Consider the following 11,610-nt stretch of genomic DNA (forward strand, 5'->3'; position numbering starts at 1 on the left):
GGGAGACGGCGTCGTCATGGCCATGGTCGTCACAGGTGAATCGTGCGGGTCCCGGTTTCGCATGAGGATGGCGCTGCCACCCTCCATGCTCGCACTCCTCATCATCTCCGTGCCGTGGGTCTTCCTGCTGGCCGGGACCACGCTCTACTTCGGGACCGCGAAGCCGGGGCAAGAGCGACTGGGCCAGCTGTTCACGGGTTTGGGGATCGGGACGAACGAGGAGCGCCCTGGAGAGACCGGTCTACGACATCCGGGACGTGAAGTGGTACGTCGATAAGAGTTCCTCCGGCGGGAGCCTCTTCGTCATCAAAGGGTCCGTCGCGAATGTCGGGAAAGTCCCGAGGATTCGTCTTTGCCCCGCCCTTCACGGTTCGTACCGAAGGTGCCGGGTCCGCCGCTTCGCGAATGCCCGTTCCTCGCGCGCCCACGCTGCCGTGAGGTCGCGCCACCCCTGGCCGCCCTCCAGCGCCTCGCGTTCGCGAGCCGAGCCGCACAGGAGGTCGAAGGCGGGAACGTCCTTCACGAACTCGTAGGGCTCGGTCCGCCATCGGAAATGTCCGGGGTCCTGGGCGCGGGCCGAGGCGACACAGGCCACGCCGGTGCGGAAGGGACGAAACATCTCGCGGTTATCGACGATGACTTCGACGCCGTGGCAGAGTACCCCGGCATGCTTGTCCCAGGTCGGCACGAAGCCGATCGGCCGGAACCGCACCCCCGGCAGATGCGAAGCCGCAAGCGCCTCCGCCAGCCGGCCGGCATCGAGCCACGGCGCCCCGAACAATTCGAACGGCCGCGTGGTGCCGCGGCCCTCGCTTACGTTCGTGCCCTCAAGAAGGCACATCCCGGGATAGACGAGCGCCGTCTCCGGCGTCGGCATGTTGGGCGACGGAAAGACCCACGGAAGCCCGGTGTCGCGCTGGTGCATCCCCCGCCGCCAGCCGCGGCAGGGAATCACCGTGAGCGCAAGGTCGAGATCCCGCTCCTCCCGGTACAACGCGGCCAGCTCGCCGACGGTGAGGCCGTGGCGGACCGCCACGTTGTGCACGCCGCAGAAGCTCTCGAAGCCGGGGCGAAGCGCCGGCCCTTCCACGGCGCGCCCCCCGATCGGGTTCGGCCGGTCGAGGACGAAGAAGGGGAGCTTCGCGCGGGCCGCGGCCTCCATGCAGAAGAGCATGGTGGCCTGGTACGTGTAGTAGCGCGCGCCGACGTCCTGGATGTCGAAGACCAGCGCATCGAGTCCGCGCAGTTGCCGGTTGTCGGGCCGGAGCGATTCGGCGCTGCTTCCGTACAGCGAGTGGACCGGCACCCCGGTCCGCCGGTCACGCTCGTCCCCCACGGCAGCCATGTACTGCGTGTCGCCGCGGACGCCGTGTTCCGGGCCGAAGAGGGCGGCGAGCCGGACGTCCCGCGCCGCATGGAGCAGGTCCGCGGCATGGCGCAGCCGCCTGTCCACCGAGGTGAGGTTGCAGATCAGCCCCACCGCAAGCCCCCGCAGGGGGGCGAAGCGCTCCTCGACGAGCACGTCGAGCCCGGAGGCGATCCTCTCCGTGCGGCTCCTGGCTACGGTTCCCATGATCGAGGAAGATACCACATCTCCAGCGGCTCCGCCTGGGTCTCACGTCCGCCGTAAGGGAGCTGCGAGATTGCGGGCCGGAAGCGTTATCCCTGCGAATAAGGCCTGTACGCCATCGGTCGCCGCGCCTTGTGTTTCCGCATTTGGATGCGCCATCCCAGGTTGCCGACCAGGAGATACATCCATCGCGGCATGAGCGGCTTGGCGAAGAGCACCGTTGCCTCCCCTGGGACGTCGCCGCCGCTCGCGAGCGATTTCGACGCCATGGCGATCGCGTCGAGGATGTTTTTCCCTCCTCCGGGCAGTTTCTTGAAATCTTCACCGAGTGATCCCCCCATGCCCATCGCAAGCGCACCGGCCCAGCGCATGCCGGTGCGCTCCGCAAACAAGCGGCAGATCCCGACGGCCGTATCGCATTGGTGCGACTCGGGAAATCCACACTGAACGAGGACTGCGAGTCGCGGGGTCCCCCAGGGGGCGAAGCGGCCACGACGCTCGGCGACAAGTTCGAGCAACCGTGTGAGCGGCGCCGGGAGCGAATCGACATAAAGCGGAAAAGCGAACACGACGAGATCGGCTGAATCGAGGGCATCGAGCAGCCGTGTGGTTCCTTCCTCCGAGCGCAGTTCCTGATGCACCATCCTGTCGATGACAGCGGCGCCGTGCTCCCGCAAGCCTTCGGCCAGCTTCGAGCCCAAAACGTAGGACGCTGATTTGCGGCCCTTCGGGCTTCCGGTCAGGAGGATAACGTTCATACCGTCACCTCCGCCCGATCGAGAAGACGATCCGCGAAGGACCGCGCCGATGCGGGATTCGTCACTCCCACGATAACCCCCGCTTCGACGGTTTGATGGACGTTGAGGCCGTTTCGGGCCACCAAATTCAGGAATAAGCGCTCGGCATCGGGGTCTGGTGACGGTAGCGTCCCGAGACCGATCGTCTTGGGGTACCGGCAGTACCGAAGGCGGTGATGGACTTCGCTGCCCAAGACGATGAACCGCGGGTCCAGCACGGGGATGAAACGGTCGAGCATTTTCTTCAGTTGGGAGGAGTAGCCGCCGAACGTTACCGGCGTCACGTACACCACGATATCGGACGCGACATAGGAGCGCAGGACATCGCGCGAGGCGTCCACGAAGACACACTCGCCCGGCGTGCGCGTCCAGCATCCGAAGCACCCTGCGCACGGCGCGATGGCGAGCTCGCGCAGTTTCACCAGCTCGGCGTCGGCAGCACGCCCGGCAAGCGCGGAAGCCATCCCCTGTATCGCAACCGGGGTGAGGGAGTCACCCTCCAGGCTTCCGTCAAGGATCAATGCCTTCATGTCATGCCCCCGGCTTGCGCCATCGTCTACTTTCTCCCGAGCCCTTTTCTTGCTCGTGGAAGCAGAATATCCCGGAATGCCTGGTCGTGCTCGGTCCGGAAGGACTCCTCGAAATCCCTTCCCCCTGAAGATGAAAGACCGGTTTTGACGAACCTGAGGGTCTCGGGGAGCGCTTCAAGGATAACCTTTGCGATTCGTAACGCCTCTTCCATCAGCCGGTCCGCGCTTACGATCCCGCTGACGAGACCGATCCGGAACGCTTCTTCGGCGCCGATGGCTCGGCCGGTCAGCACGAGGTCCCGGGCCAGGCCGTCGCCGATGATCCAGCGAAGTGGAGTGAAGAGCGGGGGAGCGCCGAATTTGATTTCCGGATGCCCGAACGAGGCGGATGGAGTGCAGATCCGGAGGTCGCAAAGGGTGGCCAGATCGAAGCCCCCGCCCAACGAAGAGCCGTTTACCGCGGCGATGAGGGATTTGGAAAAACTCCGGACCTTGCGCCGGATGGAAATGGCATTTCGCTTTTCGGGTCGGTTCAGCGTGAGGATGCCGATGCCGTCTTCCTTCACCTCCGCTCGAATCGTTTCGTAGTTCGTCATGGCCCCTCCGTTTCTCCTCAAATCCCCGGATCGCACTCAACGATCATGGCGCGACCGGCAGTCAGCGGAGATAAATCGACCTGGTTCGGATCGAACTTCCGCATCGCAGCCTGCCAGCCGCGGCAGGGAATCACCGTGAGCGCAAGGTCGAGACCCCGCTCTTCCCGGTACAACCCGGCCAGCTCGCCGACGTCCTGGATGTCGAAGACCAGCGTTATGCCGGTTCGGATGCGAAATCGATTTCGGTCTTCGACTTCGTCCGCCAGAAATGAGCCTGTGCTCCGCTCCAGCGCAGGATCTTCCCCGCCTGGTCCGCAAGCGTTTTCACCAGTTGTCCGTAGGCCAGGATAATTCATTAAGTAAAGTTCAAATATGGCATACCGCAAACTACCCCGTATCGATTGCGACGAGCCGTTCCTTGCGAGCCTACGAGCAAGCGTGCCAGGCCTTTACGTGGAATCCTTCCCTTTCGTAACTCTCGTTTCCGCCGTACACGAGCATTCCATCCTTTGCCGCGTTCCCCTTGAGGGACATCCAGTACCTGAGCCCGTTGAAAAAGTCCCCCGCGACGGTCTTGCCCGATTTTATCTCCACCGGCAGCAGAGTCCGTCCGTAATCGACGAGCAGATCGATCTCGTGACCCGTCTGATCCCGCCAGAAATAGAGGGGCGGTTCTTCACCCGAGTGGGCGAAGACCTTGTAGATCTCGGAGAGGATGAACGTCTCGAAGATGCTCCCGCGCAAGGGGTGGGCCGCCAGGTCTTCTTCGTTTCGGAGATGAAGGAGGTAGCACAACAGCCCGCAGTCCAGGAAGTACAGTTTCGGCGTCTTGATGATGCGTTTCGAAAAGTTCCTGAAATGGGGGCGCAAAAGGTGTACGAGAGAGCTGGCCTCGAGGACGGAGATCCACGCCCTTGCGGTCGGGTGCGTGATGCCGCAGTCCGCGGCCAGGGAGGACAGGTTCAGCAACCGGCCGGTCCTCCCGGCGCACAAACGGACGAAATTCTGGAACGCGCTCAAGTCCCCGATCCGCAGCACATCGCGGACGTCCCGCTCCACATAGGTTCGAAGGTAGCTCCCGTACCACTCGCGGGCATTGAGATTCCCGGCGTGGATTGCCGGGTACATCCCGGTAAAAAGGACATTTTCGGGATCGGTGCCCGGCGGACCCGCGCTGCCGTGATGCAGGAGCCGATCCGGGTTCAAGGGCGTGGTTCCCCTGAGTTCAGAGAGGGACAGGGGATGGAGCCGAAGGAGGGCGATCCTTCCGGCAAGGCTCTGGCTCACCTTCGAGAGCATCAGGAACTGCTGGGAGCCGGTAAGGATGAACCTGCCGGCTTTCCCTTCGAGATCGACGATCGTCTGGATATAGGAAAACAGCTCCGGGACCCGTTGCGCTTCGTCGATAATGACGCCGCCCTTGAGCCCCCCGAGAAACCCTCTTGCATCCCGGCTTGCATATTCCCTCTGTTCCGGGTCCTCAAGTGAAACATAGCGATAGTCGGGAAAGACCAGGCGCGTCAGGGTCGTCTTCCCCGATTGGCGTGGGCCGGATACGGACACTACAGGAAATTGCGTCGAGAGCTGCCTTAATTTGCTTGCGAGGGCTCTCTTAAACATACGATATTCATAAAAGATCTTTTCGTTTGTGTCAATTGAAAATTCAATTTTCAATCACCATAAAACACCGCCTGGCTCACTGTTCGTTCTGGAATTCGACGACAAGCTGCTGGCCGTTATCAAGCAGGCGATCCGGAAGCATGCAATCCGGGGCGCGGATTCCGTTCACCTGGCCTCGGCGATATGGCTCCGCTCGATGCGGCGCGCGCGGAACGGCTCGTGGCGTTCCGTCCCGAGTAAACCGGCTACCTTCTTCCGCTGAGGATGGAGCCCAGGACCCCACGGATGATCTGGCGCCCGATCTGGCTGCCGATGGCGTGCGCGGCGCTTTTTGCCGCCGCCGCGAGCAGGTCGACGGCCCCGGAGCGCTGAGCGGAGGGTCGTCCTCCAGGCGCGGAGGGAGCTTCCCCTTCCGGGGCCTCCCGGTCGGCCCTCGCTTTGAGGGTTTCGTAGGCCGACTCCCGGTCCACCGTGCGCTCGTAGTGCCCCGCGAGCACGGAATCCCGGAGGATCTTGGCGCGCTCCTCCCCGGTGAGGGGCGCGAGCCGGCTCATCGGAGGGTACACCAGCGCTCTCTCCACGACGGTGGGGGTTCCCTTCTCGTCCAATACGGAGACGAGCGCTTCCCCGACCGACAGCTCCGTGATCGCCTTCACCGCATCCAGCTTGGGATTCTGGCGGAAGGTCTCCGCCGCGGTCTTCACTGCGCGCTGGTCCTTCGGGGTGAACGCCCGGAGGGCGTGCTGGACCCGGTTGCCGAGCTGCCCCAGGACGGTTTCCGGAAGGTCCAGCGGGTACTGGGTCACGAAGTAAACCCCCACCCCCTTCGACCGGATGAGCCGGATGACCTGCTCGATCTTGTCCGTGAGCGCCTTCGACGCGTCCTCGAAGAGCAGATGCGCCTCGTCGAAGAAGAAGACGAGCGTCGGCTTCTGGGGATCGCCCACCTCCGGGAGATTCTCGAAGAGTTCCGACAGGAGGAAGAGGAGGAAGGTGGCGTACAGCTTCGGCGACTGCATCAGCTTGTCCGCGGCGAGGAGGTTGACCACCCCATTCCCGGAAGCGTCCGTCTGCAGGAAATCCTTCAGTTGGATCGCCGGTTCGCCGAAGAATTTGTCCCCGCCCTGCTGTTCCAGGGTGAGGAGGTTCCGCTGGATCGCGCCGATGCTCGCCGCCGAGATGTTCCCGTATCCCGTCTGGAAGCGCTCCGCGTTCTCCCCGGCGAACTGGACCATGGACCGGAGGTCCTTCAGGTCCAGCAGGAGGAGCCCGTTGTCGTCCGCGATCTTGAAAACGAGGGAGAGGACACCCGACTGGATCTCGTTCAGGTTCAGGATCCGCCCGAGGAGGAGGGGGCCCATTTCGGAGACCGTAGCCCGGACGGGGTGTCCCTGCTCCCCGAACAGGTCCCAGAAAGCGACGGGACGGCCTTCGTATCCGAATCCGGCAAGTCCTAACGCCTTGACCCGCTCCGCCACCTTGGGGTGGTCCCCCCCGGGGTGCGGGATTCCGGAGAGGTCCCCCTTGACGTCCGCGAGGAAAACGGGGACTCCGATGCCGCTCAGCCGTTCGGCGATCACCCGCAGCGTGACGGTTTTTCCCGTTCCGGTTGCCCCCGCGATGAGGCCGTGGCGGTTCGCCATTCCCGGAAGCAGGCCGATGTCGGCCTTCTTCCCCCTGGCGATCGGGAGTGGTTCGACTTTATTTCCCACTTCCGGAGTTCCTACTGGACCTTCGTGAACTTCGTCTTCGGGACGCCGCAGACCGGGCACTTGTCCGGCGCGTGCCCGTACACCGTATTGCCGCAGACCTCGCAGACGAAGATGTCCTGTTTGGCAAGGTCCTTCCCCTTCTTCAGGCTCGCCATCGCCTCCGAATAGAGGTTGAAGTGGATCTTCTCCACGGCCAGGGCGTTCCGGAAGGAAACCGCGGCGGCGGCGTTCTTTTCCGTTTCCGCCTCGGAAAGGAATGCCGGGTACATCTCCCGGCATTCGTACCCTTCCCCGTTGATGGCGGTCTGGAGGTTTCCCGCCGTGTCCTTGACGCCCCCCATCACGCGGAAATGGGCGTGCGCGTGCACCGTTTCCGCCGCGGCCGCTGCGCGGAACAGCTTCGCGATCTGGGGATATCCCTCCGACTCCGCCTTCTGCGCGAAGGCCAGGTACATCCGGTTGGCCTGGCTCTCACCCGCAAACGCCTCTTTCAGATTCTTCTCCGTCGCCATTTTTCCCTCCTTGCCCGCGTTGGTCCCAGCGTACAGGAAGAAGAAAAGCCGCGCAAGAAATCGATATTGCCCACAAAAACATCCTGGTTGCGCTGGACGTCAAGCTGTGCGAAACCTTAGTGGTGCCTGTCGCCAGGTGCGGGAATCGCTTCCCGCGGGCCGCGAATCCAACGAGGAGACTTCAAGGAGGACGGTATGAAGCGGGAATTGCCCGCCATCGGCAAGGTATCCTCGGAAATATTCGACGAGGTCATCCTCCCCCGGTTGGGCCGGAAACACCCGGAGATCCTGGTGGGTCCCCGGCACGGGGTGGACGTGGGGGTCGTCGATCTGGGGAACGGACAGGTGATGGTGACGACGACCGATCCGATTTTCGTGGTGCCCCCCTACGGGTGGGAGCGTTCCGGCTGGTTCGCCGTCCACATCCTGGCTTCCGACGCGGTTACGTCGGGTATCCGGCCGCGTTACATCACCATGGATCTGAATCTCCCCCTGTCCATCACCCGGGAGAGCTTCGAAGCGTTGTGGTCGGTGATGCACCGGGAGTGCGAGAAAATCGGCATGGCCATCCTGTCCGGACACACCGGCCGCTACGAAGGGTGCGAATATCCCATGATCGGGGGCGCCACCGTGATCGGCATCGGGCCCAAAGACCGGTATGTCACCCCCGAGATGGCGCGGCCGGGGGACGTCGTCATCATCACGAAGGGGGCGGCCATCGAGGCGGCCGGGTTGTTCGCCGTCACCTTTCCCCGACGGGTGGCGGAACGATACGGGGAGACGGCGGCGCGGGAGGCCGAGGAGATCTTCTGGCAGATGTCCGTCGTGGAGGATGCCCTCACCGCGGTGGAAGCGGGGGTGAGGGAAAACGGCGTCACCTCCATGCACGATGCCACCGAGTGCGGCGTTTGGGGCGGCCTTTTCGAGGTCGCCCAGGCGTCGGGAGTCGGCATGACGATCGACAAGGACAAGATCATCGTGCAGGACGCCGTGCGGAAGGTGTGCGACCTCTTCGGCATCGATCCGTATTCGTCGATCAGCGAGGGGACGCTCATCATCACCTGCCGGCCGCACAGGGCAGAGGAAGTGGTCCGGCGATTGGGCGACAAGGGAATCCCGGCCGGCATGGCGGGGGAGATCGTGGAATCGCGGCAGGGAATGCGGGTTTTTGAACACGGGACGTCGCAGGAACTGGTTCATCCCAAAGTGGATCCCTTTTGGGGCGCCTTCGGGAAGGCGGCGTCACAGGGCGGCTGAATGGGCGATCGAATCTCTCCCCGCCGGTGGCGGCTTTACGTCATCACCGACGAGCGGCTGGGCCGGGGCCGGTCCCATCTCCAGATCGCGGAAGCCGCCCTCAGGGGCGGAGCCGATGTCCTTCAGCTGCGGGACAAGGAAGCCTCCGGCAGCCGGCTTTACCGGGCGGCGCTGGAGCTGCGGAAGCTCACCCGCGATGCGAACGTTCCGTTCATCGTGAACGACCGCCTCGACGTCGCCCTGGCCGTCGACGCCGACGGGGTCCATGTCGGCCGGCAGGATCTGCCCGCTTCCGTGGTGCGCGGATTCCTGGGACCCGGCAAGATCCTGGGGGTCTCCGCGGAGACGGTGGAGGAGGCCGTCCGGGCGGAAGAAGAGGGGGCGGATTACCTGGGGGTGGGACCGGTTTTCGAGGCCCGGGAGACCAAGGCGGATGCGGGAGAGCCGCTGGGCCTCGACCTCATCGCGCAAGTCCGCCTTCGTTGCCGGCTCCCGATCGTCGCGATCGGAGGGATCCGTGCCGAAAACGCCCGGAAGGTGAAGGAAGCGGGGGCGGATGCCGTGGCCGTGATTTCCGCGGTCGTGGCGGCGGAGGATATCGCGCAGGCCGCCAGGCGGTTGAAGCACCTGCTCTGCGCCGCGGAGGAAGACCCCGGAAAATGAAAAAAGCGCTTACCATCGCCGGTTCCGACAGCGGGGGAGGGGCCGGCATTCAGGCGGACCTGAAGACCTTCATGGCCTTCGGTGTCTATGGGATGTCCGCCGTCACCGCCCTCACCGCCCAGAATACAGTGGGCGTGCAGGGGATTTTCGACATTTCGCCCGAATTCGTCCGGGAGCAGATCCAAAGCGTCATGACCGATATCGGCGCCGATGCCGTCAAGACCGGGATGCTGTCCAATGCGGCCATCGTCCGGACGGTGGCGGAAGCGGTCCGCGATTTCCGGATCGCCAACCTGGTCGTGGACCCGGTGATGGTCGCCAAGAGCGGCGATTCCCTGCTGGCGCCGGAAGCCCGGCGGGCGGTCCGGGAGGAGTTGCTGCCGCTTGCCACGATCGTCACCCCGAACATTTTCGAGGCCGAAATGCTTCTGGAGCGCAGGATCGAAGGCCTGGACGCCATGCGGGCTGCGGCCCAGGAGCTGAAAACCTTCGGGTGTCCCTGGGTGGTCTTGAAGGGAGGGCACCTGGACATCGAAGGCGAGTCGATCGACGTGCTCTGCGGCGGGGGGGAGCTCCGGTTCCTGCGGTCGCCACGGTTGGATTCCGGAAATACCCACGGTACCGGCTGCACCTTCGCCTCCGCCATCGCCGCCGGGCTGGCCATCGGGCGGACGCCGCCGGAGGCCGTCCGGCTGGCCAAGGAGTACGTTACCGAGGCGATCCGAAGCGGTCTTTCGATGGGAAGCGGTCGCGGCCCCACGAACCATCTGACCGGCGTCCGCAGCAGGTGGTGACGCGACGGCAAGTGTTGCCTTCGGCTTTCCCCCCACGAACCGCCAGATGTAGTCGTCGAACGTCCCGAACTTGCCGCGTACGTCGAGGAACCGGCGGGTGTTCCCGATCGCCGTCATGGGATCGGCGCATCAGCGGATCGCTGTCCGCCCACCCGCACCGCTCCATCACGGACCTCAAGGGATCGGCCGCTCCTTACTTCTTCCTCTCGAGCGTGAAGGTTTCGATTTTTTCCTTCCCCTTCTCCCTCCACGTCCATTCCTGGACGATGCGGTCCCGGTCCTCGAAGGTCATGACGAGCCGGTGCATATGGCCGGCGTCGGGAGAGGCCAGGTTGGTCGCGTCCACGAAATCGAAGGCGATCCGCCGGCTCTCCGGCGAAACCTTCCCGGCGCGCATTCGCGGTTGGTTGTGGGCGGAGCAATAGTGCGTCATCATCAGGCTGTCCCCGTCCGGATGATAGAGGGTGACCATGTCGGATTCGTGGGGCATCCCGATCTTCTCCATCATGGCAGAGCCATTCGAAACGAGCGCATAGGAGATCGTCACCGGCTTGCCGTCCCTGGACTTCCCCGTCCATTCCCCGACGAGGGACTTCATCTTTTCGAACCCGGCGACGGGCGGCGCCGTGGTCGGGACCGGATCCGCCAGCCCCGATCCGCCGACGAACGCCAGGAGCGAGCATGCGACCGCAAGCGACCGAATCGTTTTCATGAAAAGGTTCCTCCCTTCAATTCCATAATTACGCCACGGCACGGTACGCGTTGGCGAAGACGGTCTTCGCGAATTCCTCCAGGGTCGTAGGCGTTGTGTTCTCCGCATTCCGTCCCTGGGTGGAGCGGATCTTTCCCGCGTTGAAGCCGCGCTCCATCTCGAGCATCGCCTCGACAACGCTCCGGGACATCCCCATCCCGATCATCGCCTTGCGCGCTTCCTCCTCGGGGAACTGGACGTACGTGAGACCCGGGGTTCCGACCGCCTCGCCGAGGATGCGGGTGGCCTCGGACATCGTCAGGTCCCGGGGACCGAGCAGATAGCGGACCGAACGTCCGGTGAAGGACCCCTCGTGGAGCAGCCGGGCCGCCGCATCCGCGATGTCCTTCGTCGCGACCATGGGGATCGGAACGTCGGGCCGCACTGGGCTCCCGTTGACCCCCTGTGTCCGGATGACGGGGATGCTCCAGAGGTGGTTCTCCATGAAATATGCCGGCCGCAGGTGTACCACGCCCGCTTCCATGAGCGTTTCGAGCTTCGACTCCAGGTCGTGCAGGCCCAGGATCGGGCCCGTTCCCTCGGACAGGTGCGCTCCGGTGCTGCTCAAGGTCACGACGCGCGGCACGCGGGCCTTGGAAAGGGCCGAAACGAGGGAATCTCCGACCCGGTTCTGATACCCACGGATGTCGGGGGCGTCGTGTTTCGGGGGGATCAGGACGAACGCGCCCCGGACCCCCGCGAAGGCCTTCGCGAGAAAGGCCTCGTCCCCGAGGTCGCCCGGCCACGACTCCGCTCCATTCGAGGCCAGGGGCCCGAGGTGGACCCGGTCCCTCCCGATGACGCGAAC

14 protein-coding genes are annotated in these 11,610 nt (G+C 64.3%); 4 read left to right on the top strand and 10 right to left on the bottom strand.

Going from position 1 to position 11,610, the window contains the following annotated elements:
* Positions 1 to 16: 16 nt before the first annotated feature.
* On the top strand, positions 17 to 277 hold the full coding sequence (locus A2Z13_08320) for a hypothetical protein (GenBank protein OGP79855.1): 261 nt from the start codon (positions 17 to 19) through the stop codon (positions 275 to 277).
* Positions 278 to 364: 87 nt separating this feature from the next.
* On the opposite strand, the gene A2Z13_08325 is transcribed toward A2Z13_08320, so the two are convergent.
* The 8 genes from A2Z13_08325 to A2Z13_08360 form a co-directional block, all read right to left on the bottom strand.
* Positions 365 to 1,573 (bottom strand): hypothetical protein, encoded by a 1,209-nt coding sequence (locus A2Z13_08325; GenBank protein ID OGP79856.1) that lies wholly within the window; start codon positions 1,571 to 1,573, stop codon positions 365 to 367.
* Positions 1,574 to 1,659: 86 nt separating this feature from the next.
* Positions 1,660 to 2,328 (bottom strand): hypothetical protein, encoded by a 669-nt coding sequence (locus A2Z13_08330; protein ID OGP79857.1) that lies wholly within the window; start codon positions 2,326 to 2,328, stop codon positions 1,660 to 1,662.
* Entirely contained in the window at positions 2,325 to 2,897 is a 573-nt protein-coding gene (locus A2Z13_08335) for a hypothetical protein (protein ID OGP79858.1), read from the bottom strand. Before A2Z13_08335 ends, A2Z13_08330 begins: the two co-directional genes overlap by 4 nt.
* 26 nt (positions 2,898 to 2,923) lie before the next feature.
* Entirely contained in the window at positions 2,924 to 3,493 is a 570-nt protein-coding gene (locus A2Z13_08340; GenBank protein OGP79859.1) for a hypothetical protein, read from the bottom strand.
* Between the two features lie 17 nt (positions 3,494 to 3,510).
* Positions 3,511 to 3,879, bottom strand: coding sequence for a hypothetical protein (locus A2Z13_08345; GenBank protein ID OGP79860.1), 369 nt, complete (start codon positions 3,877 to 3,879; stop codon positions 3,511 to 3,513).
* Between the two features lie 40 nt (positions 3,880 to 3,919).
* The gene (locus tag A2Z13_08350; protein ID OGP79861.1) at positions 3,920 to 5,113 is read right to left on the bottom strand and encodes an AAA family ATPase; all 1,194 of its coding nucleotides are present in this window, start codon (positions 5,111 to 5,113) and stop codon (positions 3,920 to 3,922) included.
* Between the two features lie 245 nt (positions 5,114 to 5,358).
* A complete protein-coding gene (locus tag A2Z13_08355; protein OGP79862.1) occupies positions 5,359 to 6,825 on the bottom strand; it encodes an ATP-binding protein in 1,467 nt (488 codons plus the stop codon).
* Positions 6,826 to 6,836: 11 nt separating this feature from the next.
* A complete protein-coding gene (locus A2Z13_08360) occupies positions 6,837 to 7,337 on the bottom strand; it encodes a rubrerythrin (GenBank protein ID OGP79863.1) in 501 nt (166 codons plus the stop codon).
* A gap of 195 nt (positions 7,338 to 7,532) precedes the next feature.
* Between A2Z13_08360 and A2Z13_08365 the strand changes: the two genes are divergently transcribed.
* From A2Z13_08365 to A2Z13_08375, 3 genes are read left to right on the top strand one after another with little or no spacing between them, the layout of a single operon-like run.
* Complete coding sequence (locus A2Z13_08365; protein OGP79864.1) at positions 7,533 to 8,594, top strand: AIR synthase; 1,062 nt, start codon at positions 7,533 to 7,535, stop codon at positions 8,592 to 8,594.
* Positions 8,595 to 9,257: a thiamine-phosphate diphosphorylase gene (locus A2Z13_08370; GenBank protein ID OGP79865.1), complete on the top strand. Its 663-nt coding sequence runs from the start codon at positions 8,595 to 8,597 to the stop codon at positions 9,255 to 9,257. It begins immediately after the preceding gene.
* Positions 9,254 to 10,051: a bifunctional hydroxymethylpyrimidine kinase/phosphomethylpyrimidine kinase gene (locus tag A2Z13_08375; protein ID OGP79866.1), complete on the top strand. Its 798-nt coding sequence runs from the start codon at positions 9,254 to 9,256 to the stop codon at positions 10,049 to 10,051. Before A2Z13_08370 ends, A2Z13_08375 begins: the two co-directional genes overlap by 4 nt.
* A 193-nt stretch (positions 10,052 to 10,244) precedes the next feature.
* Here the strand turns inward: A2Z13_08375 and A2Z13_08380 are convergent, their stop codons facing one another.
* Positions 10,245 to 10,763 carry a hypothetical protein gene (locus A2Z13_08380; protein OGP79867.1) on the bottom strand — a complete coding sequence of 173 codons (519 nt, stop codon included), beginning with the start codon at positions 10,761 to 10,763 and terminating at the stop codon, positions 10,245 to 10,247.
* Between the two features lie 28 nt (positions 10,764 to 10,791).
* Positions 10,792 to 11,610, bottom strand: an 819-nt coding sequence (locus tag A2Z13_08385) for a hypothetical protein (GenBank protein ID OGP79868.1), incomplete at its 5' end; no start/stop codon positions are given.

This window comes from Deltaproteobacteria bacterium RBG_16_64_85 (assembly GCA_001798885.1).
Taxonomy (GTDB): domain Bacteria; phylum Desulfobacterota; class Deferrimicrobia; order Deferrimicrobiales; family Deferrimicrobiaceae; genus FEB-35.